The organism is Actinomyces sp. oral taxon 170 str. F0386 (assembly GCF_000195595.1).
Taxonomy (GTDB): domain Bacteria; phylum Actinomycetota; class Actinomycetes; order Actinomycetales; family Actinomycetaceae; genus Actinomyces.
The window spans coordinates 59124-84253 of the sequence record NZ_GL882539.1 but is presented as its reverse complement, the minus strand read 5'-3'; the positions used below and the strand labels follow the sequence as shown (position 1 = coordinate 84253).

The 25130-nt window shown below is 70.5% G+C and carries 20 protein-coding genes; 12 read left to right on the top strand and 8 right to left on the bottom strand.

Translation table 11 applies throughout. The features are described 5' to 3' along the window. Window positions 1-252 precede the first annotated feature (252 nt). The 5 genes from HMPREF9056_RS06975 (at window position 253) to purQ (ending at window position 4949) form a co-directional block, all read left to right on the top strand. Window positions 253-1203, top strand: a complete 951-nt coding sequence (locus HMPREF9056_RS06975) for a phosphoribosylaminoimidazolesuccinocarboxamide synthase (RefSeq protein WP_009746726.1) — start codon at window positions 253-255, stop codon at window positions 1201-1203. Next, window positions 1200-1904: a hypothetical protein gene (locus HMPREF9056_RS06970; RefSeq protein WP_009746725.1), complete on the top strand. Its 705-nt coding sequence runs from the start codon at window positions 1200-1202 to the stop codon at window positions 1902-1904. The genes HMPREF9056_RS06975 and HMPREF9056_RS06970 overlap by 4 nt, the downstream gene beginning before the upstream one ends. Continuing rightward, the gene (locus HMPREF9056_RS14675; protein ID WP_009746724.1) at window positions 1901-3880 is read left to right on the top strand and encodes a hypothetical protein; all 1980 of its coding nucleotides are present in this window, start codon (window positions 1901-1903) and stop codon (window positions 3878-3880) included. Before HMPREF9056_RS06970 ends, HMPREF9056_RS14675 begins: the two co-directional genes overlap by 4 nt. A gap of 88 nt (window positions 3881-3968) precedes the next feature. Continuing rightward, a complete protein-coding gene (purS, locus tag HMPREF9056_RS06960; RefSeq protein ID WP_009746723.1) occupies window positions 3969-4223 on the top strand; it encodes a phosphoribosylformylglycinamidine synthase subunit PurS in 255 nt (84 codons plus the stop codon). 3 nt (window positions 4224-4226) lie between these two features. After that, complete coding sequence (gene purQ, locus HMPREF9056_RS06955; protein ID WP_009746722.1) at window positions 4227-4949, top strand: phosphoribosylformylglycinamidine synthase subunit PurQ; 723 nt, start codon at window positions 4227-4229, stop codon at window positions 4947-4949. Window positions 4950-5467: 518 nt separating this feature from the next. Here purQ and HMPREF9056_RS06950 read toward each other — a convergent pair. The 5 genes from HMPREF9056_RS06950 to HMPREF9056_RS06930 form a co-directional block, all read right to left on the bottom strand. Continuing rightward, window positions 5468-6127 (bottom strand): DUF2461 domain-containing protein, encoded by a 660-nt coding sequence (locus HMPREF9056_RS06950; RefSeq protein WP_009746720.1) that lies wholly within the window; start codon window positions 6125-6127, stop codon window positions 5468-5470. After that, a complete protein-coding gene (locus tag HMPREF9056_RS06945) occupies window positions 6124-6495 on the bottom strand; it encodes a TfoX/Sxy family protein (protein ID WP_034514163.1) in 372 nt (123 codons plus the stop codon). Before HMPREF9056_RS06945 ends, HMPREF9056_RS06950 begins: the two co-directional genes overlap by 4 nt. Before the next feature lie 21 nt (window positions 6496-6516). Continuing rightward, entirely contained in the window at window positions 6517-6951 is a 435-nt protein-coding gene (locus HMPREF9056_RS06940) for an SRPBCC domain-containing protein (protein ID WP_009746718.1), read from the bottom strand. Then, the gene (locus tag HMPREF9056_RS06935) at window positions 6944-7279 is read right to left on the bottom strand and encodes a helix-turn-helix transcriptional regulator (RefSeq protein WP_009746717.1); all 336 of its coding nucleotides are present in this window, start codon (window positions 7277-7279) and stop codon (window positions 6944-6946) included. The genes HMPREF9056_RS06940 and HMPREF9056_RS06935 overlap by 8 nt, the downstream gene beginning before the upstream one ends. Window positions 7280-7485: 206 nt before the next feature. Beyond that, a complete protein-coding gene (locus HMPREF9056_RS06930) occupies window positions 7486-8898 on the bottom strand; it encodes a glycosyltransferase (RefSeq protein ID WP_009746715.1) in 1413 nt (470 codons plus the stop codon). 216 nt (window positions 8899-9114) lie between these two features. On the opposite strand from HMPREF9056_RS06930, the gene purL reads away from it, so the two are divergent. Both purL and HMPREF9056_RS06920 read left to right on the top strand, forming a co-directional pair. After that, window positions 9115-11475: a phosphoribosylformylglycinamidine synthase subunit PurL gene (gene purL / locus HMPREF9056_RS06925; RefSeq protein ID WP_009746713.1), complete on the top strand. Its 2361-nt coding sequence runs from the start codon at window positions 9115-9117 to the stop codon at window positions 11473-11475. Between the two features lie 118 nt (window positions 11476-11593). Next, on the top strand, window positions 11594-11986 hold the full coding sequence (locus tag HMPREF9056_RS06920; RefSeq protein ID WP_009746712.1) for a VOC family protein: 393 nt from the start codon (window positions 11594-11596) through the stop codon (window positions 11984-11986). Between the two features lie 162 nt (window positions 11987-12148). On the opposite strand, the gene HMPREF9056_RS06915 is transcribed toward HMPREF9056_RS06920, so the two are convergent. Continuing rightward, complete coding sequence (locus HMPREF9056_RS06915) at window positions 12149-12337, bottom strand: hypothetical protein (RefSeq protein WP_009746711.1); 189 nt, start codon at window positions 12335-12337, stop codon at window positions 12149-12151. Window positions 12338-12912: 575 nt separating this feature from the next. On the opposite strand from HMPREF9056_RS06915, the gene HMPREF9056_RS06910 reads away from it, so the two are divergent. Together HMPREF9056_RS06910 and HMPREF9056_RS06905 are read left to right on the top strand one after the other, a co-directional pair. After that, window positions 12913-16860, top strand: coding sequence for a hypothetical protein (locus tag HMPREF9056_RS06910; protein ID WP_157185029.1), 3948 nt, complete (start codon window positions 12913-12915; stop codon window positions 16858-16860). 210 nt (window positions 16861-17070) lie between these two features. Beyond that, window positions 17071-17811, top strand: coding sequence for a phosphatidylcholine/phosphatidylserine synthase (locus tag HMPREF9056_RS06905; RefSeq protein ID WP_087942220.1), 741 nt, complete (start codon window positions 17071-17073; stop codon window positions 17809-17811). A gap of 25 nt (window positions 17812-17836) precedes the next feature. On the opposite strand, the gene HMPREF9056_RS06900 is transcribed toward HMPREF9056_RS06905, so the two are convergent. Next, window positions 17837-18811, bottom strand: coding sequence for a hypothetical protein (locus tag HMPREF9056_RS06900; protein ID WP_034514158.1), 975 nt, complete (start codon window positions 18809-18811; stop codon window positions 17837-17839). A gap of 168 nt (window positions 18812-18979) precedes the next feature. Between HMPREF9056_RS06900 and HMPREF9056_RS06895 the strand changes: the two genes are divergently transcribed. Continuing rightward, window positions 18980-19993 carry a TIGR01777 family oxidoreductase gene (locus HMPREF9056_RS06895; RefSeq protein WP_009746706.1) on the top strand — a complete coding sequence of 338 codons (1014 nt, stop codon included), beginning with the start codon at window positions 18980-18982 and terminating at the stop codon, window positions 19991-19993. An 80-nt stretch (window positions 19994-20073) separates the two neighbouring features. Here HMPREF9056_RS06895 and HMPREF9056_RS06890 read toward each other — a convergent pair whose 3' ends face one another. Next, window positions 20074-20916, bottom strand: a complete 843-nt coding sequence (locus tag HMPREF9056_RS06890) for a class I SAM-dependent methyltransferase (protein ID WP_009746705.1) — start codon at window positions 20914-20916, stop codon at window positions 20074-20076. Between the two features lie 186 nt (window positions 20917-21102). On the opposite strand from HMPREF9056_RS06890, the gene gdhA reads away from it, so the two are divergent. Both gdhA and HMPREF9056_RS06880 read left to right on the top strand, forming a co-directional pair. Beyond that, complete coding sequence (gene gdhA, locus HMPREF9056_RS06885) at window positions 21103-22440, top strand: NADP-specific glutamate dehydrogenase (protein ID WP_009746704.1); 1338 nt, start codon at window positions 21103-21105, stop codon at window positions 22438-22440. A 310-nt stretch (window positions 22441-22750) separates the two neighbouring features. Further along, window positions 22751-25130 (top strand): 5'-nucleotidase C-terminal domain-containing protein (locus HMPREF9056_RS06880; RefSeq protein WP_172635250.1); only part of this gene is annotated, 2380 nt, incomplete at its 3' end.

Below are 25130 nucleotides of genomic sequence, written 5' to 3'. Positions count from 1 at the left end.
AGCGCGTGCGGGGCTCGATGTTGACCCACATCAGCGTTGTGCCACCCCGTGATCAGAACGTGACCTGCCTGATGCCACCGCCCGCCCTCCGGTCGGATTTGCTCCGGTGGGCGATCGCGACGGCGGTCGGTTTAGCTCGGACTTTGCGGTGCCATTCCGCGGTGTGATGGAGCGTTCGTCCCGTGTACTCGCACAGCCGACGCCGCCGGTCGGAATCGGACACAGGGCGCCCGCCGATGGCAGGATGGGGGTATGACTCAGCCCGCGAGCTCCGCCTCCGTCAACCCCGGAGCCCCAGCACCCGCCTCTCAGGCCCCCGCCGTCCCAGGCTGGGAGCACCGCTCCAGCGGCAAGGTCCGGGACGTCTACGTGCCCACCGCCGAGGGGCCCTGGGCCGGTCAGGACGTGCTCCTCGTGGTCGCCTCGGACCGCATCAGCGCCTACGACCACATCCTGTCCACCCCGATCCCGGACAAGGGCAGAGTCCTCACCGCCCTGAGCGCCTGGTGGTTCGAGCAGCTCGCCGACGTCGTCCCGAACCACCTCGTCTCCCTCGACGTTCCCGATCAGGTCGCCGGGCGCGCCATGATCTGCCGGCGGCTGGACATGTACCCCGTGGAGTGCGTGGCCCGCGGCTACCTCACCGGCTCGGGCCTGGCCGAGTACCAGGAGAACCGGTCCGTGTGCGGCGTGCCCCTGCCCGAGGGCCTGACTGAGGCCTCCCGCCTGCCCGAGCCGATCTTCACCCCGGCCGCCAAGGCCGAGCTCGGCGAGCACGACGAGAACGTCACCTTCGAACGCGTCACCCACATGGTGGGAGAGACGGCCGCCACCGCCCTGCGCGGGACGACCCTGGCCCTCTACACCCGGGCCGCCCAGGTCGCCGGCGAGCGCGGCATCATCCTGGCCGACACCAAGTTCGAGCTCGGCACCGATGCCAGCGGCTCCCTGGTCCTGGGCGATGAGGTCCTCACCCCCGACTCCTCCCGCTTCTGGCCCGCCGACGCCTGGGAACCCGGCCGGGTCACCCCCTCCTTCGACAAGCAGTACGTGCGCGACTGGCTCACCTCGTCGGCCTCCGGCTGGGACCGCGGCAGCGGTCAGGAGCCTCCGGCCCTGCCCGATGTCGTCGTCGAGCGGACCCGGGCCCGCTACCTCGAGGCCTACGAGCGACTGACCGGCCGCCCCCTGGAGCTGTCATGACCACGACCTCTTCCACCTCAGACGTCCCTGATATGAGTGCCACCACCCGCGCCTTCAAACCGGGGCCGGGCTTCTACGCTCTCGTCGGCCTCACTGTCCTGACCATCGTCCTGGCGCTGTCGGCCGCCATCACCTCCGCCCTCGGGGTCACCGGGACCTCCCGCGTCCTGGGTGGAACCGCTCTCATCCTCGTAGGGCTCGGCATGCTCGCCTCCCTGAGGCTCTCCGCCCGCTCTCTGGTGGTTAATGCCCCCCGCCTGCGGCTGGAGCGTAACCGGGTCCGCGCGGCTCAGGCCCGTCAGCAGGCCGAGTCCCCCAAGAAGGCCGCGAGCGCGACGAGCGGCAGGAGTCCCAAGGGCAAGGCGAGCAGAGGCTCCCAGTCCTCGCAGCGCGGCTCCGGATCCGACGACGCCGGCGTGGCTCAGCCCGGAACCGATCTGGCCACGCTTACCGTGCCGGGGACCAAGGTGCTGGTCCCCGAGTCGACCGGCCGACGCGAGCTGACCACGCTCGACGTGGTCTCCGGCCCGGTCACCACCGCGCTGGCCGCGACATCCTTCGGGCGCGCGGCCGACGAGCGCCTGGCCGGGACCTCCACCGGCGAGACCCTCATCCGTGTCGGCCAGCTCCTGCTCGGCGCCACCGGCTTCGTGCTCGTGGCCCTGGGGCTCGCCTCCATCCTGGGACAGGTGATCTCATGACTCCCCGTGACCGACGTCCCGACAACGAGCAGGGCCCCGTCAACTGGGGCATCATGCCCAAGAAGGCCCCGCGTCCGAAGAACGCCGCCACTCGGCCGGGCGGCAGCGGGCGGCTTGAGGTCGTCCGCCCCAGCAACAACCCCGCCTCCACCGGCTCAGTCGCCTCGGCCGCCTCCGGCGTCTCCGCCACATCCGCTGCCGGCTCGGCCGACGGCGCCAGAAGAGTCGGCGAGGCCGGCAGCGCAAGCAGCGCCGCGGTCATGACGGAGGAGGACATGCGCTCGGCGGCCGCCCAGGCCATCGCCTCGGGAACCGCCGACGCCGTCGACGCCGCCATCGCCATCGACCTGGCCGACGCCGCCGGGGACGACTCCGGCTGGGCCGGCTCCGCCCTGTCCGCCGGCTCTCCCGCCTCCCCGGTCTCCGTGCGCGACGGCCGAGGTTACGGACGCGGGCCCAGCGCGACGGCAAGCGCTCCGGAGAGCGCTCTTGAAGAGTCCTCAGGGCCCGATCAGCGCACCGCTGCGGACGGCGGCGCAGCGGATGACGCCGTGACTCGCACTGCGGCCGCTGACGCCGTCGACGACGCCGAGGCCGGTGCGGCGGATGACACCGCGACCGAGGCAGCAGGCGACGCCCTGGGCGAGAGGCCGGTGTCGGACGGTGACGACAACGGCCTCGACGATGCCTCCGAGGACCGAGGCGAGCCCGTTGAGCCCGCTCCCGAGAGTGCCACGTCCGCAGCCACCAGCTCCGTGGCCACTGCTAGCACCCAGCAGGGAAGGCCCGCTGCCGGCGTCGTCAACGACGGCCGCTCCCCGCGACCCGTCGTGCGCCCCACCGCCGTCGACGGACCGAACGACGCGCCCCGATCCGGAGCCACCACCACCCGCGTCTTCACCATCTCCCAGGGCCGCCCCACGGCTGTGCCCACCACCTCCTCCAGCGCCGGCAGCGCCTCCGGTGCCGATGCGCCACCACCGTCCGCTCCCGCGGCCCCCGCTGAGACCCCCGGCGCCGGAGCGCCATCTCCCAGCGGCTACGGGTACCAGGCTCGGCCCACGGCCTCCTCCGGTGCCGCCCCCGCCGCGGCGCCCCAGGCCACTGCCAATGTCGCTGCCGGCACTGCCGGCACCATGCCCGCCGGCCCGGCTGCCGCCCCCGAACCCGAGGAGGACGCCGGCATCCTGGCCGAGTCCAGCGCCTGGGAGGCGGCCACCAACGCCCTGGACGCCGAGGAGATCAAGGCGCAGGGCGGCACCGATTGGGGGGTGGGCCGCGGACCCGCCAAAGGGCGTGGCCCCCGCCGTTCCTCCTCCGGCACCGACTGGGGAGTGGGCCGTGGACCCGCCAAGAGCTCCAGCAGCCGCACCCGGTCCCCCTGGCCCGCGGCGTTGCGCAAGCAGCGCCTGGCCGGAGTCGCCTTCGCCCTGCTGGGCCTGGTCCTGGCCACCGTCTCCGCCATGAACCTGGCCCGCAACGCTGAGGCCGGCCACCTGTGGATCCCGCCGTGGCTCGTCGCGGTTCTCGGTGGGGCCGGGCTGGTGGCTGCGGCCGGCTACCTGGCCTGGGCGGGAGGCACCCCGGTGCGCCGCGAGGCCGAGCGCTGGAAGCCCGGCGTGCTCGACGCCGCCGCGGGCCTGACCACCGGGACCGTCAAGGTCAACGACCCCGACCGGCTGGTGGCACGTGCTCGCGGCCCGTTCCTGCTCGGCACCTCCGAGCGCGGCGACGAGACGGCCCCCACCGTGGACTCCGCCCCCAAGCCGATCATGGGAACCTCCACCGTCGACCAGTCGACCCACGCCCCTGCTGGCGTGGCCGGGGCGGTGGGCGGCTTTATGCTCGCCAGCGCGGTGGTCTGTGCCGTCGTCGCTCTCATCCTGGGACCGAGCTGGCTCATCGCCACCGCCGCCCTGACGCTGGGCGGAATCGTCGCGATCCGCCTGGCCGGTGAGTGGCTCGGACAGGTCTGAGCCGGCGCGAGCCGGCCGGACGAATGCCCCTGGCCAAGTCCGGGTAGTCTTGGCTGCGCACTCATCCCGCCTTATCTGAGGAGCACCCATGGGACGCATCGTCGTCGAGGTCATGCCCAAGCCCGAGATCCTTGACCCCCAGGGCAAGGCCGTCGTCGGGAGCCTTCCCCGCCTCGGGTTCGACCAGTTCACCGGCGTGCGCCAGGGCCGCCGCTTCGAGCTGAGCGTGGAGGGACCCGTCACCGAGGAGCACCTGGTCGCCGCCCGCGAGGCCGCCGACACCCTCCTGTCCAACCCGATCATCGAGGACGTTGTCTCCGTGGCCGCCGATGAGGAGGCCTGAGCCGTGAGCGACTCTCTCAGTACCTCTCCCGCTGCCCGGATCGGCGTTATCACCTTCCCCGGAACCCTCGACGACGTCGACGCCGCCCGCGCCGTGCGCCTGGCGGGTGCCGAGCCGGTGAGCCTGTGGCACAAGGATGCCGACTTACGCGGGGTGGATGCCGTCGTCGTCCCCGGAGGCTTCTCCTACGGCGACTACCTGCGTTGCGGTGCCATCGCCCGCTTCGCCCCCGTCATGGAGGAGGTCGTGGCTGCCGCCGAGCGCGGCATGCCGGTGCTCGGCATCTGCAACGGCTTCCAGATCCTCGCCGAGGCCCACCTCCTGCCCGGCGCCCTCCTGCGCAACGCGAACCAGCGCTTCATCTGCGTCGAGCAGCGCCTGCGCATCGAGAACGCGCAGACCGCCTGGACCAACCGGTTCACGGACAGGGAGGAGATCATCGTCCCCATGAAGAACGGGGAGGGCAACTTCATCGCCTCACCCGAGGATCTCGACCGTCTTGAGGGCGAGGGACTCGTCGTCTTCCGCTACGTGGACAACCCCAACGGCTCGGCCCGTGACATCGCCGGCGTGCGCAATGAGCGAGGCAACGTCGTCGGCCTCATGCCTCACCCCGAGCACGCCGTCGAGCCCGGCTTCGGTCCCGGCTCGCAGGCCGGCCCGCGCACCGGGACCGACGGGCTGGGGATCTTCCATTCCGCCATCGACTCGCTGCTGGCTGTCTGACGCCGCTGGGCCCGCCTCGGCCGCGCCGTCCCTGACGGCCATCAAGGGGGAGAACCAGGACACCCCGTCCCTCCGAGTTATCCACAGATCCGCGTCGGGCCTGTGTAGAACTGTGGAGAGGGCGGGGTGACTCCTTGCCCGGACCTCTCCGGAGCGGTTACGTTCGAGTTGCACGACGATGAAGAATGTGCAGTCACTGCCGCCGGGGTCGTGGCCCTTGGAATCCCGCGGACAAGGCCCGACTGATCGGATGGTTTCCCTGTCTTTTCAGCCAAAACTCTGTCTATAGCGATGATGGCTCAAGGTCCGTGGCGGCGTTTGTGGGAAGCCTCCAGCGTGATCGCTCACCCGGGTTGGAGGTCTCGAACGGGTCCTGTGCACAGGGGGAGTGGCGACATCCCAAGAACCCACACACCCCTGCACAAGCCTGTGGACACGGCTTGTGGATAACTCCGCTCACGATGTGACGAAGTCCCCTGAACCGACTCTCCGACACACGACTGCTGGCCGCTCACTGGTCAGTGGTTGTGCTGGGAGACGTGCACGTCGAGCCAGGCTTTGAGAGGCTCGGCGGCGGCCCAGACGTCTCGGATTCTCTCGCGTGCCTGAGGGGTGTGCATCCAGGTGCCGGTGGTCCACTCTTGAACGACTGCCGCTCCTTTCCACCTGAGGAAGTGGATGCGGGGATGGTCTATCGGCCAGCCACGCGGCGCGTTCTTCAGTGGCTGATCGGCTCCGGGAGTGACGGGCAGCCCCTGTGCGGAGAGCTGTTGGGTGATCTCCTCGAACCGGGGTCCGGTGACGTCGGCGTCGATGGCGTCCCGGAAGCGGCGGAGCTGGTCGGCGGTCATCCGCATGGCTCCGTAACCGGTGGTGATACCGGTGGTCGACACGCTGAGGTAGTAGCCGATGCCGCCGGTGGCGTCAGGAGTGCTGGTGGCGCCTGTCCAGAGCTTGTAAGGGGACTTGTCTCGGGCGAAGCGTAGGTCGCGGTTGGGGCGGAACATACGCAACGGGCCGAACTCGGTGGAGAGCTCGTCAACCAGTGCACTCATGGGTGCTTTCACGTCTTGCTGCCATCGCTGCCTGTTGGCGTTCCAGAAGTCCTTCGAGTTGTCCTGCTCCAGTTCGGCGAAGAACTCGAACAGGCCCACCGGCAGTCCTTGGAAGGCGCTCATGATCCCTGGCTCCTCGATTCCCCTCTGGTGATGGCGCGGTTGTGCCTCATGGCCATGTCAACCCAGAAGGCGAGGCGGCCGTCGTCGGCGATGACCTCGGGGGCGACAGTGATCCAGCCGAGCCCCATGTCTCGTCCGGCTCCCATCTGGGCCTGCTCGGCACCCGGCTCACTCAGGAGCGTTTCATGGCGGTCGGCGGCGACACGTACCAGGAGGTCGCCGTTCCTTCCGACGCTGACGATCATCTTGTTGTTGACCATGATCGCGCGGCCTCCGAACATGGAGACCTCTCGCACGTCTGGTTCATCATCCACGTGCTCGAGGACGCGCCGCACGAGGATGCGCTGCTCGGGCGCCATTGCTGCCATGGTTTCATCTCCTATCGGCGATCAGTCGGTCAAGGGCTGCCAGTGGTCCGGTCCGGCGTCCCCGCCTGCACCGACAACCGCGAGGCGGGGCATGAAGTGGGCCCAGCCGTGCGCGTGCCCACGGACCTCGGGCTCCGGCAGGTCGATGTGGCGCAGGTCCACACGCGTGCCGCCTGTGATCGGAGTCAGGATGAACTCGACCCTGGACGCGCCGGCGGGCAGCTCGTCATTGCCGGCGAACCCCCACGAGACCACCACGCGCTTGAAGGGCTCGACCATGAGGTACTCACCCCGCACGGGATAGCCGGCGATATCGACCGCGAACCGGCCACCCGGCGTCGGGTCGAGATCTGCGTACTGCCCCATCCACGCCGTCATGCCCTCGTTGGTGGTGAGGTACTCGAACACCACCTGCGGGGGCGCCTCGATCTCGATGAAGTCCCGGAACTCAGCCATGCCGCTTCTCCTCTCGCTGCTCGACGGCGGACTTGAGGGCCGCCAGCCTCTCGGGCCAGAAGTCGTCGAGGTAGGAGCGCACTGCCGCGAGTCCGTCCGTGTTGAGTGCGTACAGGCGGCGCGTGTGATCGGTGGTGACGGTTGCCAGTCCCGCTCTCTGAAGAGTCCGGAGATGATGCGAGGCGGTCTGCTGCGACATCCCAACCGCTTGTGCAACGACACCGACGGGCTGCGGCCCCGAGCGGATGACTCGCAGGATCGCCCGACGGTTCCCGTCGGCCAGCGCCCGCAGCGCAGTATCGACATCGATCGCCTCTGTTGCTCCCACACGCTCCTCCTCAGGTCGACAGCCCCACCCTAGCACAAATAATGATTTGTACTCATGATGATTTGTGTACCTGTGTGTGGTGCTGGTGTCGACCAGTCGTCGACGTCGCGGTCGTACCTTATGTCGCGTGTTCGAGGGGTAGAGGGTACGAACGCGCGACATAAGGTACGAACACAAGGTGCTCCATCCTGCTCTCGCAACAGGCCCTAGCCCACCAGGTCGGCCACGATGTCCAGGAGGTCCTGCAGGTGTCGGTTGGACAGGAACTCCCGGCGCACGGACTCGTGCGCGGCCAGCCCCATCTCCCGGGCCCGCTCGGGGAAGAGCAGCAGGTCGCGCACGGCCTCGGCCCAGGCCGCGCCGTCGGCCGGGTCGACCAGGACGCCGTCGACGCCGTCGTCGATCTGGTCGCGGATGCCGCCCACCGCGGAGGCGACCACCGGGGCCTTCTTCCACATCGCCTCGGCCACGGTCAGCCCGAAGGCCTCGACAAGAGAGCGCTGGGTCACCACCGAGCTGACCCGCTGGACGGCGTTGACGACGGTGGCGTTGACCTCCCGGTCCTCCATGCTCACCGCGGCCACGTGGATCCGGGAGGCGATCGAGTCGGGCAGCACCGAGCAGCGCTCCACGATCTGGGCGAGGGCGGCCTGCGACTCGGATCCGTCCGGGGTGGGGCCGACCAGCAGCAGGTGGGCGTCCTCGGGCAGCAGGGCGATGTGCTCGGCGAAGGCCTCCACCAGCTCCAGACCGCCCTTGAGGCGGTCCCAGCGGTTGACCTGGGTGATGACCCGGGCGCCCAGCGGCACCGGGCCACCGGTCAGGACCGGGTCATCGGCCAGGCCGCGGAAGGCGTCGGCGCGCCCGTCGTGGCGCAGGAAGGGAACGGCCTCGAAGGGGGGCTCGCCGGCGAAGATCCCGGACAGGCGTGCCACCGACCAGGCCTCGTCCAGGTCCAGGACCCGGTTCTTGGGGGAGTCGGCATCGATGGAGGGGGCCAGGACCGCGCAGTGCTCGGCCTCGATGTAGGGCGGGCGGTACTCGGGGCGGGAGACGACGACGAGGTCCACGTCCTCCAGGTAGCGGTCCAGGAAGGCCCAGGCGTAGTCGGCGGCCTCGCCCGCTCCCTCGGCCCCGGCGTGGCAGCGCCAGATGACCGTGGCGCCCACGGCCTTGAGGGCCTTGGCCAGGCCCGCCGTGGGCGGGTCGTGGAGGATGACGACGTCGTCGGGGCGGACCTCGTCGACGATGTTCTCCGCGTTGGAGGACAGGACGTGCTCGTAGATGTCGCGCTGCTTGTCCCCGAGCTTGCCGCCGTCGCCGCGGTCGCCGTGGATGCCGGCGTGCAGGCGGGCCGCGATCCGGGTGAACTCCGCAGGGGCGTCCAGGCTCAGCCAGCGCACGTCGAGGCCGGTACCCAGGGCGTATCCCACAAGGGGTGCGACCGTCTCCGCCGGTCCCGAACCGGCGGCAGCCGACGGCGTCACCGTCCACACGGTGCGTCCCTCCAGCAGGGCCTCGGCACCCGCCAGGCTCGTGTGCAGCCGTCTGACGGCCACCTCGTCCAGGTGGCTCTCCAGGTGCGACAAGGGCAGTGGGGCGACGTCGATGTCTCTCATGCCATGATCTTCCCTCGAAATCGTGTGAGGCGCAGCACTTTGAGGGTGGGCGTGGCGCCTCGTTGCCATTTCTCGATGTTTTTCGGCCGGATTCCGCGGGGGGGGGGCCGAGTCTGGTACGGGCGTGGCGCGGTCTCGGCCGGGTGCTGATGTGAGGCGCCATGGGGCGCGGGTAGGCTTGGCCCGGCCGCACTCCCTCATCGACCAGGAGCACCCATGGCGCCCGAGCCCGCGATCCCAGCCGCCCACCCCGACACCGTCGCCGACGCCGCCGCGACCCCCGAGCGGGAGATGCCCTGGAAGGAGCTGGGGCTCAAGGCCGATGAGTACGAGTCCATCCGCGAGCTGCTGGGACGGCGTCCCACGAACGCCGAGCTGGCCATGTACTCGGTCATGTGGTCCGAGCACTGCTCCTACAAGTCCTCCAAGGTCCACCTGCGCCAGTTCGGCGCCAAGACCACCCCCGAGATGCGCGAGCACCTGCTGGTCGGCATGGGGGAGAACGCCGGCGTCGTCGACATCGGCGACGGCTGGGCCGTGACCTACAAGGTCGAGTCCCACAACCACCCCAGCTACGTCGAGCCCTACCAGGGGGCCGCCACCGGCGTGGGCGGCATCGTGCGCGACATCATCTCCATGGGGGCGCGGCCCGTGGCCGTCATGGACCAGCTGCGCTTCGGCGCCGTCGACCACCCCGACACCGCGCGCGTCGTCCACGGCGTCGTGGCCGGCGTGGGCACCTACGGCAACTCCCTGGGCCTGCCCAACATCGGCGGCGAGACCGAGTTCGACTCCTCCTACCAGGAGAACCCGCTGGTCAACGCCCTGTGCGTGGGCGTGCTGCGCCACGAGGACATCCACCTGGCCAACGCCACGGGCGCCGGCAACAAGGTGGTTCTCTTCGGGGCGCGCACTGGTGGAGACGGGATCGGCGGTGCCTCCATCCTGGCGTCGGAGTCCTTCGAGGACGGCATGCCCGCCAAGCGCCCCAGCGTCCAGGTGGGTGACCCCTTCATGGAGAAGGTCCTCATCGAGTGCTGCCTCGACCTGTTCGGCGCCGGGCTCGTGCTCGGCATCCAGGACCTGGGCGCCGCCGGCATCTCCTGCGCCACCTCCGAGCTGGCCTCCAACGGTGACGGCGGCATGCACGTGGACCTGGAGGAGGTGCTGCTGCGCGACCCCACCCTGACCGCCGGCGAGATCCTCATGAGTGAGTCCCAGGAGCGCATGATGGCCGTCGTCGCCCCCGACAAGCTCGAGGCGTTCATGGCCGTCATCGACAAGTGGGACGTCGAGGCCGCCGTCATCGGCGAGGTCAACGGATCGGGCCGCCTGACCATCGACCACTTCGGGGAGCGGATCGTCGACGTCGACCCGCGCACCGTGGCCCACGAGGGCCCCACCTACGATCGCCCCTACGCCCGCCCCGCCTGGCAGGACGAGCTCAACGCGGACACCACTGAGGCTCTGGCCCGCCCCGAAAGCGCCGCCGAGCTCGACCAGCAGGTGCGCGCCGTCGTCACCAGTCCCAACCAGGTCTCCACCGCCTGGGTGACCGACCAGTACGACCGGTTCGTGCGCGGCGACACTGCCCTGTGCCAGCCAGACGACGCCGGCGTCATCCGTGTCGACGAGGCCACCGGCCGCGGCGTCGCCATCTCCACCGACGCCAACGGCCGCTTCACCAAGCTCGACCCCGCCACCGGCGCCGCCCAGGCCCTGGCCGAGTCCTACCGCAACGTGTGCACCGTGGGCGCCCGGCCCCTGGCCGTCACCGACTGCCTCAACTTCGGATCGCCGGAGGACCCCGACGCCATGTGGCAGCTCGTCGAGGCCATCACCGGCCTGGCCGACGCCTGCGCCGTCATGGGGGTGCCGGTCACCGGCGGTAACGTCTCCCTCTACAACTCCCACGGCAAGGTCAAGGGGCGGATCGACTCCTCGATCAACCCCACCCCCGTCGTCGGCGTCCTGGGCGTCATGGACGATGTGCGCCGGGCCAACCCCTCGGGCTGGCACGAGGAGGGTCTGGCCATCATGGCGCTGGGCGTCACCGCCGACGAGCTCGACGGCTCGGCCTGGTCCCGCGTGGTCCACGATCACCTCGGCGGGCTGCCCCCGCGCGTCGACCTCGAGGCGGAGATGGCCCTCGGGCGGGTCCTGCTGGCCCTCAGCGAGGCGGAGGGGCCCGGCGGCGAGCCGCTCGTGCGCGCGGCCCATGACTGCTCCGCCGGCGGGCTCATCCAGACCCTCGTGGACTCCTGCCTGCGCTGCGGCGTCGGCGCCAGCGTGGACCTGACCGCCATCCAGGAGGAGGGCGTGGACGACTTCACCGCCCTGTTCTCCGAGTCCGGTGCCCGCGCGATCGTTGCCGTGCGCGAGGAGCTCGTGCCCGCCGTGACCGCGGCCGCCGAGGCCGAGGACGTCGCCGTGGCCCGCCTGGGTACCACCGGCGGCGACCTGCTCGTCGTGGCCGGCAGCGACCTGCTCTCCGACGGTGGGGCCGGGCGTCCCCTCGTCCTGGACCTGGCCGAGCTCGGGGCCGACGTCGAGGCCGTTCTGCCGGCCCTGTTCTGACCCCTCCCCTCCAACCTCCTGCCGCCGAGCCGGGCGTTTCTCGCGTAGTCCTACGGTATTTCCGTCGGGCTACGCGAGAAACGCCCGGCTCGGCGTCTGAAATGGCTACCCTGGAGACATGATTGATCACGCCTCGGTGAGTGTCAGTGATCCGGTGGCCTCCAAGGCCTTCTACGAGGCGGCGCTCGCGCCGCTCGGATACCGCGTCGTCATGGAGTTCGGGCCCGTTACCGGCTTGGGCGGGCCGGTGCCCGGTGCGCCGGAGGGCGCCCCGGTGCACGCGGACCTGTGGCTGGCCCCGGCGGAGAGTCCGACGCCCTGCCATGTCGCTGTGACGGCGTCGTCGACGGCGCAGGTGGATGCCTTCCATGAGGCTGCCCTGGCGGCGGGAGGCGCCGACAACGGCGCGCCCGGCGAGCGCCCGCACTACCACCCCGGCTACTACGGGGCCTTCGTCCTCGACCCCGACGGCAACAACCTCGAGGCCGTCTTCCACGGCGCCGGCGACTGAGCCTGTCCGCGGTCTCGCTCCCGCCGTCGACCTCCGTCCGTCCACGAGGACGTCTCACGCCTACGGGGGCAGAAACTCTGCACCCGTACGCGTGGATGTCCCCGTCCACCGCCTGTCGTGGAGGCCGGGACAGGGTCTTGTGAGACGGGTAGGAAGGCGTGCTTACTCTTCAGCCGTCGTGCTCCCGCCGGCGATCAGCGCGGACGCGGTGCGCGTGACACCGATGAGCACCAGGCAGAGAATGCCGGCAAGGGCGGCGGTCAGGATGTTCTTGAGCCAACGATGTCCGAGGCTCTCGCCGACGGGGGCGAATTCGTGGCTCATGGGGCGAGAGGTCGTGATGGCGGTCATGACCCCATCCTGTGTGATGGTGGTCCATGGCGCATCGAGCTGCCGAATGATTCCCCGTCGGCTCGTATCCGTCCAAAGGATGGTGGATCTCGGTGTGCTTCCTACCCAGGTCGGAGGGCGTGCCTGTCGGGGGCGGCTCCGGCCGGTCCTCATGCTCCGCCGCCGTCGGCGGGGACCTTCTGCAGGCACGGGGACGTGTCACGCCTACTGGGACGGAAATCCTGTCCTCGTACGTGTGGGATGTCCCCCGTCCGTTTGAGGCGGTGGGTAAGCCACCCGCGCCGCTCTGCACCCATGTCGACGGCGCTCTCGGAGGCCCTCCTGAGTGGCCAATAATTCTCCGGGTGTCTCGGGAAGATATCGAGGCGGGCGGCGAGTCATTCGCTGCCGGCTGCGCGACGCCCCTCCGACCCCGCCCGGACGGGGCTTGGTAGCGCGGAAGGCGGCGTCACCGCGTGTCGCGCGCCCGGCGTGGCGCCCTCTCAGCCGCGGATTTGCCAGATATCACTCAGGTAACTGCTCGCAATCGGCTCAAGATGCCGCAGATACCTCGCAGAGATCTCTAGACTTCAACCATGACTGTGCCTTCAGAGACCTCGGGGATGATCGACCCTCGCGAGGTGTCACTGTATGCCGGCCACTTCGACGCGCTGTGGGGTGTGGCCTGGAGCCCGGACGGCACGCGGCTCCTCTCCGGATCTCACGACGGCACGGCCCGTGTCTGGGACGCGAACCGCGGTACCGAGCTGTTCGCACTCGCAGGCCCCAGCCTGTCCATCAGCGCAGTGGCCTGGAGCCCCGACGGTACGCGCCTCCTCACCGCGGCGGAGGACCACAGCGTGCGCGTCTGGGACGCGACCACCGGTGCCGACCTTCTGACCCTGGGCGTCGGCGGCTCCGGCGTCGGCGGGGCAGTGGCCTGGAGCCCCGACTCCACCCGCATCCTCACCGGATTCGACGACGCATCGGCCCGCATCTGGGACGCCTCCAGCGGCCAGGTGGTGCGCACCCTGTCCGGCCACACGGAGCACCTCACCGCCGTGTCATGGAGCCCGGACGGGACCCGCGTGGCCACGGCCTCCGACGACGGCACCGCCCGTGTCTGGGACGTCACCACCGGCACCGAGCTGCTGCGTGTGGGCCCCATGGCCTTCGTGGGGCGCGGCGGCACCGTGGGGCCCGACGGCAAGCCGACTCACATCGGCCCGATCGAGCCGATGACCGGGCTCTCCTGGAGCCCGGACTCGCGTCGCATCATCACCGCCTTCGACTCCGCCGAGCCCCGGGTCTGGGACGCCGCCACCGGCGAGGAGGTCCTCAGCCTCCACGGCCGCGAGCGCCGCTGGGTGAGCGTCGTCTCCTGGAGCCCCGACGGCAGCCGCATCGTCACCGACGACATCTCCGGCACCACCGCCCACGTCTGGGACGCCGCCACCGGCGAGGAGCTCTTCAGCCTGCGCGGTCACACCCAGTGGGCCTGCTCCCTGGCCTGGAGCCCGGACTCGCGCCGTGTGGCCACCGGCTCGCACGACGACACCGTGCGCGTCTGGGACGCCGCCACCGGCCAGACCCAGCTGGTCCTGGGGGCCGGCAACTCCGTCGAGACCGTCTCCTGGAGCCCCGACGGCACGAAGCTCACCATCGGCGCCAAGATCGGTGGCAACCGCGTCTGGGACGCCGCCACCGGCGAGCCGCGGCTGACCGTGGACAACGGCGCCCGCGAGCTGAGCGAGGTCGTCTGGAGCCCGGACGGCACCCGCCTGGCCACCTCCTCCTACCTCTCACCACGCGTCCTCATCCTGGACGCCGCCACCGGCGACGTCGTCCAGGCTCTGACTGCTGGCGAGGACGACGTCAACGACGTCGCCTGGAGCCCTGACAGCGAGCGCATCCTCTCCGGCCTGGGGGACAACCGCGCCGCGATCTGGGACGCCACCACCGGCGAGCGCCTCCTCACCCTCGAGGGCCACCGCGACATGATCACCTCGGTCGCCTGGAGCCCCAACGGCCAGCGCGTCCTGACCGGATCCCAGGACGGCACCGCCCGCATCTGGGACGCCACCACCGGCGAGGTCATCCACACCTACACCGGCAACTGGGTGCGCGACGTCGTGTGGACGCAAGGAGGTCCCCGCGTCGTCACCGGCAGTGCCGACGGCGCCGCCCACGTCTGGGACGTCATCACCTCCGGCGAGCTCGTAACGCTGCGCGACGATGCCGCCATGGTCCGCTCCTACGCGTGGAACCCCGACGGCACCCGGGTCCTGGCCGGCTTCGACGACGGCGTCGTGCGCGTGTGGGACGAGGTCTCCGGCAAGGTCGTCCTGTCCCTGGCCGGCCACCGCTTCGGCGTCACCGACGCCCAGTGGAGTCCCGACGGCACCCGGGTCCTCACCGGCTCCGAGGACGGCACCGTGCGCCTGTGGGACGCCGCCACCGGCGAGATGACCGGGCTGTTCCTGTGCTTCCTGCCCGACGGCGGAGTCGCCATCCTCGACGCCCCCTCCCTGAGCCTGCGCTCGGGTCCCGGCGAGGTCTGGGACTACCTCGGCCGCCCCGAGATCCTCGCCGGCCAGCTCACTCGCGTGGGCGTGGAGCGGCGTCAGTACATCACCGCCCCGCTGCCCGAGGTCGTTGCGGAGTCCGCTCCGGTCGTCCCGGTGGACGAGGAACCGGCCGCGGAGGGTCCCGAGGAGTCCACGGAGGCGCCCCTGACCTCTGAGACCGCCGAGAGGGGTGAGGCGGCTGAGGCCGACCAGTCCGTGGAGGAGGCGGCCGAACAGAGTACTGCCGCGTCGGAGGGGCCGGTGGGTGAGCATGCGTCGGTCGACGCCGGTGCCACTGCCCAGGCCGCCATCGCCACCGGTGCGAACGTGCCGGCTGAGGCTGAGGCGCCGTCTGCTCCCGTCTCCGAGCCCGTTGAGAACGCTCCTGAGGCGGCCGCCGAGCCCGTACCGGCCTCCAAGCCGACGCCCGAGGCGATGGTGGGGGCCGTGACCGAGCAGGCGGAGGCGGGTGAGTCCGCTTCTGCCGAGGCCGAGATCCTCACTCCGGTCTCCGCCCCCGAGGCGGAGGACGCGGCCGTCGCCCGCCAGGCCCGGCACATGGCCGCGACCGCCCACACGCCGGCCGAGGGCTCCGGCGCCGCTGAGGGCACCGAGCAGCCGGCCGCACCGGTCGAGACCGAGCCGGTCGCCGCGCCGACGGGCGAGACCCTCCTCGTCCAGCCCTTCCCCGTCGATCAGGGCGTCAAGGACGGTGAGGTGACCGCGCCGGCCGTGACGACGCCGTCGATGGTGGAGATGCCCGCCGCTCCCGGGGCGGTCCCCGTCGCGTCCGAGGGCGCCCCGCAGGAGCAGTCCGAGGCTGTCGTCGAGACACCCGCCGCCCCGGCGCCTCAGACCGGCTCCGACGCCGACACGCGTCGGGTCAGGCACGCCGCCGCCACGGCCCAGACCCCGGCTGAGCCGGCCTCGGAGGCGGTGGTTGAGGCCGCCGCCGATGCGGTCCCCGAGACAGCCTCGCAGGTCGCCGCTCCGACGCGGACGGCGCCGTCCTCCGGGACGGCCGAGTCCGCCTACGAGCCGGTGGCGGTCCCCTCCGTCGAGCACCCCGGTGGCGAGCCCGTCGCCGCGCCCACCGGTGAGACCGTCGCCCCCGACCCGGCTGAGTCGGCCCTGGCCGATGCCGTCGAGCAGCAGCCGACAGCCTCCTCCGGTGAGGCCTGGGAGAACGTGGCGGTCTCGGCACGGACCCCGGTCGACACCGGCCGCGAGGGCGAGCAGGCGACCCGGGAGCCGTCCGAGGAGCCCGGTGAGTCGGGACGGTCCGAGCAGGCGGAGATCCCCTGGTACGCGGCCTCCGTCGAGGGCGCGGTGCCGCCCGCGTCAGACGCGACGGAGACAGCGAGCGTCACGGACACTGCCGACGCGGCGGAGCCTGAGGCTCGAGCGGCCTCCGCGCCAACCGCCTCGACGCCTGAGGATGACGCCGAGGACCGTGTGGACCAGAGTGCCCCGACCGAGCAGGTCGCTGAGGAACGCGGGAAGAGCAACGAGGAGAACGCCGAGACACCTGAGGCGCCCGTGGAGGGCGCCGAGGCTGCCGACGGCGCTGAGGCCGCCCAGGAGGAGCCCGCCGAGCCGGCCCCGGCCCCGTGGGGGAACGAGGAGCTGCGCCGTCGGATCTACACCGAGGTCCAGGAGTTCGTCGCCGCCATCGCGCGCCGCGACGTCAACGAGCTGGCGAGCCGCTACGGCATCTCCGGCAATGACCTCGCCGGCCTCGACGAGCAGCTCACCGGCCTGTCCGTCCCCGCCGCCGACCTGGCCCTCTACCCGGTGGAGCAGGCCGACGACTACGTCGACGGCCATCACCGCCTGGACCTCAGTGAGCTGGAGGGCGGCGGCGTCGTCATCACCAGCGAGCTGTGGGCCCACGACGCGGCCACCGGCGCTCGTCTCCTCGCCCACTGGAACCCCATGGGGATCTACCCCTTCGACTTCCGCGACGTGAGCATGTGAGTCATCTCCTCCACGCGCTCGCGGGCGCGTGGCAGACCGTGTGTGTCCCCGTACCCACCAGGTACGGGGACACACACGGTTCCGGGGCGGGATCGGCGCGTGCGCGGGAGGCGGTGCGCACCGGGGCATGCGCCCGACGGATATGTGCTGCGGCTGTGAACCACATAGACTTCTCGTGAATCAGTGTCATCCACCGAGAGGGGACCGTTCGTGTCGACGGCGCAGTACCCGGCACGGGCCCGTGCCGCCGCCTGGGCAGTGCACATCCTGACCATGTCGGGGCTGGTGTGGGCCAGCCTGGCCATGCTCGCCACCATTCACCCCCGCCGGGAGTTCGCCTGGATGTGGTTCTGGCTGCTCGTCGCCCTTGTCGTCGACGGCGTTGACGGCACCCTGGCCCGGCGTGCCAGGGTCTCCGAAATCATCCCCTGGTTCGACGGCGGCATCGTGGACATCGTCGTCGACTACCTCACGTGGACCTTCATCCCGGCCGTCTTCATGTACGTGGCCCTGCCGATGGGGCCCAGGCCGGTGGCCGGCCTGCTCATGGCCCTCATCCTGAGCTCGTCCATGTTCTGCTACGCCAACAAGCAGTGGAAGTCCACCGACTACTACTTCGTGGGATTCCCGGCGGCCTGGAACATCGTGGCCCTCATGTTCTACGTGCTGCAGACCCCGGCGGTCTTCAACATCGTCGTCACCCTCATCTTCGTGGTGCTCACGCTCGTGCCCACGCACTACGCGCACCCGGCGCGCGTCAAGCGCTTCCGTGCCCTCAACATCGGTGCGGTGGCGGTGTGGTTCCTGGCCACCTGCTGGCTCGTGGCGATCCACCCCCAGCGGCCGCTCAGCCTGGTCGCCGTCATCGTCGTCTCCGGTGGCTGGTTCCTGCTCGCCGGGGTCCTGCGCTCGATCCGCGGGGCCGAGCCGGTCACAGGGGCGGCTGCTTAGCCGGTAGTCCGAGCCTGGCGACTCCCTAGCCTCCCCGCGGCGTGCGCAGGCCCCGGGCGACGGCCACGTCCCGCAGCCAGCGCCCGCCCTCGAGCAGGAAGGTCGCCAGCACCAGGCCGATGACCACCATGACGACCCAGCCGGGGTAGTGGTTGCCGTGTCCGTCATCACCCGCCAGGAAGAAGTACACGTAGGGCGCAACGAAGGTGATGAGGGTGACGAGGAACCCGGCGAAGCGGATACGGCGTCGTCGACCTGCCACCATGGCGATGATGCCCCATGTGTAGGGGACGGCGGTGATGATGTCGATGGTCCACAGCACCCAAGGGTTGCCGCGGAAGCCGGGGGCGTAGACGGCCGGCAGCGCCCGCAACGAGGAGTAGATGAAGACGGTTGCGTAGGCGAGGAAGCGCGGGTTGTGCAGCAGCCGGACGATGCCTGCACGCGGTACCAGGTCCACCTCCGCCTCGCGCAGGGCGGCCAAGGTGTGCCGAGAGACCCGCAGCGGGTCCGTCCCCTCCAGGACGGTGTGCAGGTAGCCGATCTGCGCAGGACTCCCGGTGGCCCACTTGTCCAGGAGGTGGCGCGGGCTCACGGCGACGACGACGCTGCCGTCCCCGTCGGAGTCGCCGGGCTCATCCAGGGAGGCGATGTGGACGAGCGTCTCGCCCAGAACCGTTCGCAGCCGCTCCAGCTGCTCCGGGGTCACCTCGCTGAGCCACAGGCGCTGCCCGTGCTCAACGGCCAGCGACAGCGCGTGCCCCAGTGCCCATCCATGCTCATCGGGCGTCAGGAGCTCCTCGAGTTCGGAGACGCGGGCGAGTTCGGGGACCTCTGCGACGTTGAAACGTGTCAGGTCGCCGACTCGATCGACGGCGGCCACCGTTCGCAGGATCTCGGGGTCCAGGACGTGGCGACGGGTCACGGGCAGTTCCGTGACGGAGCGCAGGGCCATCAGGTCCATCACGGGAGAGCGAGGGGAGGGGGCGTTCTCGGGCATTGGGATGAGCCTAGAGGAGTGGGTGCCAGTTGTGTGCATCCTGTGAGTCGGTACGGCTCACTCCCTACCCAGGAGGAGGGTCCTTCCTCCTGCCCCCGGCGCTGGCGCCAGGGGCGCAGACGAGGCCGGGCGGGCCCAAGGGGCGGCCGAGGGCCTAGGGTGGGGTCAATGGGCACTCACGGGATCCCCTCAGCACCGCCCGGCCGCCGCAGCGGCCCGGGGCTGCTCGTCGTGGCCGGCGCGGGCCTCATCGGATCCCGCCTGGCGGATATGGCCCGGGACAGTGGCTGGAGGATCCGGATCCTCCACCGCAGCGGACCGGACAAGGCATCGCGGGAGGGCATCGAGATTGATGCCTCCGGCAGGGAGCACGCCTGGTGGGCCCCCGCCGAGCGCATCCTGGCGCCCGGCGCCCTGGAGGGGGCCAGAGCCGTGGTGTGCCTGTCAGGCGCCCCGATCGCGCCGCGCCCCTGGACACCGGCGCGCCGTCGCGCGCTGGCGGCCTCGCGCCTGTCCACCACCGCCCTCATCGCCCGGGTCGCCGCGAGCCTGCCCCCGGCGGGGCGGCCCGGGGTCCTGCTGAGTGGGTCGGCCACCGGCTTCTACGGGGATCGGGGCGATGAGATCCTCACCGAGGCGTGCGGCCCGGGTGAGGGGTTCCTGTCCGAGCTGTGCCTGCGTTGGGAGGCCGCTGCGGGCCCGGCGGCGCGGGCCGGGCTGCGCACGGTCCAGTCCCGCACGGGCCTGGTGGTCAGCTCCTCGGGCGGGCTGGGCAGGCTCCTCGGCGCCGCCTACCGGGTGGGGGCGGGGGCCCGGCTCGGCCGTGGCGACCAGTGGCAGCCGTGGATCGGACTGGAGGATGCCGCGGCCGGCCTCCTATGGGCCATCGAGCACGACGACATCCGAGGGCCGGTCAACCTGACCGCGCCCGAGCCTCTGCGCAACCGCGACCTCCACCGGCTAATGTCCCGCGCCTGCGGCCCGCCCTCGATGGCGGTGGTGCCCCAGGTCCTGCTGGACCGGGCGGGGAGGACCGGGGTGGCCGGCGGTACCGGAAGCATCGGCAGCATGCTTGCCGAGCTGCTCGGTGCCTCCCAGCGCGCGGTTCCCCAGGCGCTGCTCGCCTCCGGATTCCGCTTCACTGCGCCGGGCGTGGCCTCGATCTGGGGACTCGGCGCCTGACTCCCGCCCCGGTGCCGGAGCCGCCCTCCTTCCGGCCGGCACGAAGACTCACGGTGCCGGCCGATCTCGTGCGTCCGCCGTCAGGCACGGGCAATGACCTCGCCGTGCACGACGACGAACCAGGCGTCCTCGCTGCCGCCCCACTGTCGCCAGGCCCGGGCCATCGTCTCCAGGTCGGTGCTGCTGGCCAGCCCCAGCTCCACCGCCTGCGGCCCGAAGGAGGTCAGGCTCCGCTGCGCCCAGGTCGTCGACTGCCAGGCGCGGTCGGCGGGCGTGGCGTAGCACCAGGTGGAGGCCGAGGCCGTCACCTCAGTGAACCCCGCCCGGTGGGCCCAGGCGAGCAGCCGGCTTCCGGCGTCGGGCTCGCCCCCGTTGCCCCGGGCCGTGGCCATGTAGACCGAGCGCCACAGGCTCATGCCCTCCGGCTCCGGGAACCAGGTCATGGCGGAGTAGACGGCGTCGCGCACCGCCACGATCCCGCCCGGACGGGCGACGCGCCGCATCTCCGTCAGGGCCCCCACCGGGTCGCTGAGGTGCTGGAGGACCTGGTGGGCGTGGACGACGTCGAAGGAGTCGTCGTCGAAGGGCAGGGCCATGACGTCTCCAGTGGTCAGCTCCACCTGCCCGGACAGGCCCCGCTCGGCCAGCGTTGCGCGGGCCGCCTCCAGGGCGCCGGGAGCGGCGTCCAGGCCCACGACCCGGCCGGGTGCCACGTGCTCGGCCAGGTCCGCGGTGATGGTCGCAGGCCCGCAGCCGACGTCGAGCAGATCCATCCCGGCGCGCAGGCGGCCCAGGAGGTAGGCGGCCGAGTCCTCGGCGCCACGACGTGAATGCGCGCTGAGGACCGCCGCCCCGTGGCCATGGGTGTAGCGGGCCGCTCTGGCTGAGCCGCCGGAGGTGTCCGAATACTGTTCACCGTTCATAACAGGATCATCCGAGAACTGTGACCTCGGCTGCATTATCGTCCGAAATGCGGCCTTTTCGGCGCCTATGTTTCCTCCGGATAGCGAGATGTTTCGTCTCAGTGAACGTCTCGGTGGAAGCCTTTTCGCGGTGCCGCGGCGACCAGCCAGGTGCTGAGCTTATTCCGCTAGGCGAAGGAGTCCCTCATGCAGGACGTTGTCGAGAAGGTGTACGAGCAGGTTGTGGCTCGCAACCGTGGAGAGGTCGAGTTCCACCAGGCCGTCCACGAGGTGCTGGAGTCCCTCGGTCCCGTCATCGCCAAGCACCCCCACTACGCCGAGGGCGCCCTCCTGGAGCGCATCGTCGAGCCCGAGCGCCAGATCATGTTCCGGGTCCCGTGGGTCGACGACGCCGGCCAGGTCCACGTCAATCGCGGCTTCCGCATCGAGTTCAACTCCGCTCTGGGCCCCTACAAGGGCGGCCTGCGCTTCCACCCCTCGGTCAACGCCGGCATCATCAAGTTCCTCGGTTTTGAGCAGATCTTCAAGAACGCCCTGACCGCCCAGGGCATCGGCGGCGGCAAGGGCGGTTCCGACTTCGACCCGCACGGCCGCTCCGACGCCGAGGTCATGCGATTCTGCCAGTCCTTCATGACCGAGCTCTCCCGCCACATCGGCCCCTCCACCGACGTGCCCGCCGGAGACATCGGCGTGGGCGGCCGCGAGGTCGGCTACATGTTCGGCCAGTACAAGCGTCTGCGGAACTCCTACGACGCCGGCGTCCTCACCGGCAAGGGCCTGGCCTGGGGCGGCTCCCTCGTGCGCACCGAGGCCACCGGCTACGGTGCCGTGCTCTTCGCCCAGTCCATGCTCTCCACCAAGGGTGAGTCCCTCGAAGGCAAGAAGGTCATCGTCTCCGGTGCCGGCAACGTGGCGATCTACGCCATCGAGAAGGCCCAGCAGCTCGGTGCCACCCCCATCACCTTCTCCGACTCCTCCGGCTACGTCGTCGACGAGGCCGGTGTGGACCTCGAGCTGCTCAAGCAGGTCAAGGAGGTCGAGCGCGGCCGCGTGGCCGACTACGTCGAGCGCCGCCCCGGCGCCCGCCTCGTGACCGACGGCTCCGTGTGGGACGTCCCCGGCGACGTCGCCCTGCCCTGCGCCACCCAGAATGAGCTCGACGGCGACGCTGCGAACACCCTGCTGCGGGGCGGCTGCGGCGTGGTCTCCGAGGGTGCCAACATGCCCTCCACCCCCGAGGCCGTCGAGGCCTTCCAGAAGGCCGGCATCCTGTTCGGCCCCGGTAAGGCTGCCAACGCCGGTGGTGTGGCCACCTCCGCCCTCGAGATGGAGCAGAACGCCGGCCGCACCCGCTGGGACTTCGCCACCGCCGAGGCCAAGCTGACCGGCATCATGACTGACATCCACGACTCCTGCGTCGCCGCGGCCGAGGAGTACGGCCGCCCCGGCGACTACGTGCTCGGCGCCAACGCGGCCGGTTTCACCCGCGTTGCCGACGTCATGATCGCCCACGGCATCGTCTGATACCTGCCTGATCCGGGCCCGCGCCCATAGCGACGGCGTCCGTCACCTCTCCTCCGAGGTGACGGACGCCGTCGTTGTGCTGTGAGGGCGGGCGAAATCGACGCAGATCCTTGGTGAGAAGTCACGACCGGGCACCTACTGACTGGCTGAGATCGTAAAAAACACTGCAAAAGTCCCGGGAGGGGCGTACCTTGATGATGTTCCTTTCCTCACGTGATCCCGATCTCCATCCCTACGTCCCACGAGGATTGACATGAGAATATTTCCAACTCGGAGAGCACGAGTCTGCGCTGCGTTGAGCGCTCTGGTTGTGGCTGCACTGAGTCCCATGGTCGCGGCTCCGACAGCATCCCTCATACCGCCGGCCGCCGCTGTGGAGAAGCCGCCCGACGGCGCTGACGGGAACCAAGGGGCCGACGATCCGGGCAACAAGGTGCGCATCAAGCTGATCGGCCTGGGTAACCTTCGCGGTCACTACCTGGAGACGAGCGGGTACAACCCGGAGACCGAGGAGTACGACCCCTCCAGGGACTACGGCCTGATCGGAATCGAGTGCGCTGTCCGCGGGGTCCGGGAGGACTTCCCCAACACGCTTGTCGTCTCCTCCGGCGGCAACATCGGCGCCTCGCCCCACGCGTCCTCCTTCGTGCAGGACCAGCCCATCATCTATGGCCTCAATACGATGAAGCTGGATGCCTCAGCCCTGGGGGTCCACGCGCTCGACGGAGGGGTGAAGGACCTCGAGGACAGGATCCTGCCAGCCTCCGACTTCCCCATCCTGGCGGCGAACGTGTCCGGCTCCGCTTCCCTCAGTGCCGAGGGGAGCGGTCGCGGGGTCTTCGTCAAGAAGGTCGACGGGGTGCGCGTCGGCTTCGTCGGTGTGGTGACCGACGAGCTTCCCATCCGAACACTCGCTGCGAACAGAGAGGTTCTGAGCGTCTCCCCGGCGGTGGCCACGGCCAACGCCCGCGCCGCCGAGCTCAAGGACGGCAACCCGGCCAACGGTGAGGCCGACATCGTCGTCGTGCTCAGCCACGAGGACATGGCCTCCACGGCGACAAGCTTCTCCAAGAATGTCGACGCCGTCGTCTCCGGCCGTGGGGCAGGGGAGTACGGACAGGTCGTCACCGGATTCGAGGGAAACTCGATCGCTGTCGTCCAGCCCCAGATCTACGGTCGGAGCTTCGGGGACATTCTCCTGGAGTACGACCGAACGACTCGGAAGATCGTCTCCTCCAGCGCAGAGAACATGTGGATCGGACATTACGCATGCCGAGGATCCTCTCCTGAGGTCTGGAACAAGACCTGGGAGTACGAAGGTGCCGCCAGGGATGTCTCGAAGCAGCCGCTGGCGCATATCGGGGCGGACTTCCTGCGGGGGTCTGACGGAAGTGTCCCCAACACCAATACGGCAACGGAGTCCTCAGCCGCCGACCTGGTCGCCGACTCGTATCACAGCTGGATCACCTCTATCAAACCTCCCGGCTCCAGCCACTATGTCGGCATCGTCAGTACCCGCGACGTGAAGAACGACCTCACCTACCTCGAGTCCGGCCGCCATGACGACATCCTGCGCCCTGACCAGGACGGCCTGGTGACCTACGGGGAGGCACTCAGCGTCCAATCCGACAACAAACCGCTCGCCTACGTCACCGTCAATGGTGCAAAGCTCAAGAAGCTCATCGCCCACCAGTGGAGGTTCTACGCCGAGCCCCCCGTGCTCAACCTGGGGCTGTCCTCGAATGTTGACGTCATCGTGGATCCCGACGCGACGGTGGAGAACGGGAAGGTTCCCACAGTGCGTGAGATCCGGGTCGACGGGCAGGTTCTGGGGGACACGGACCCGGTGGTCCTGGCCTCCACCTACGAGCTGCTCCATGACAACAACGACTTCCCCAGTCCTGACGAGGATGCCGTCGTCAACGTCGGCACGCTCCAGCACACCGTCTTCATCTCCTACCTGCAGTCCTTCGGCGACAAGCCCCTGAGCCCGTCCTACGCCAAGCGTCAGGTGGGTATGAGCGCGGTCCCGAAGCCGGGCCGGGCCGGCTTCGTGACAGTGACGATGGACTCCCTGGCCTACACCAACGCCTCCGAACAGACCCTCGGTGCGCAACGGGTCCGTGCCCGCTCCGGGGACAAGGAGTTCTTCAGTCAGAACATCGACCTGACCGTGGACCGTACCGGCCCCACCACCGGTAAGGCGAGCTTCGACCTCACGGTCCCGGCCGACGCACCCACCGGTGCCTGCCGCACAGGCTCCGCGGACAGCTGCCGCTGGGTGACTCTGGAGTCAGTGAACGCCGCCGGTCAGGTCCTCAACAGCTTCTACGTCGAGGTGCCCGCCGATGCGGCGCCCACGGCGGCGCCGTCGGCCGCGCCCGGTGCGCAGGCGGCTCCACCCAGTACGCCGTCGGCTCCGCCTTCGACGGGGGCGGCGTCCTCGACGCCCAGTGCCGGGCCGTCGGCGAGTGCCACGGTGACGCCGTCGGCTACGCCCGATGCACAGGCGGCTCCGTCGGCTTCGGCGGCGCCCAGTGACGGTGCCGGTGCGGTCCCGGGCGGGAAGGCGACGGCCTCACCCGGAGGTGGGAGCGCTGACGGCTCCGCGGCGCCGGTCGGCGTTGGTGGGCTGCCCGCTGCCACGAGCAGGGCGGGCACGGCCGCCCCTGAGGCTCGCGGCGCCGGTG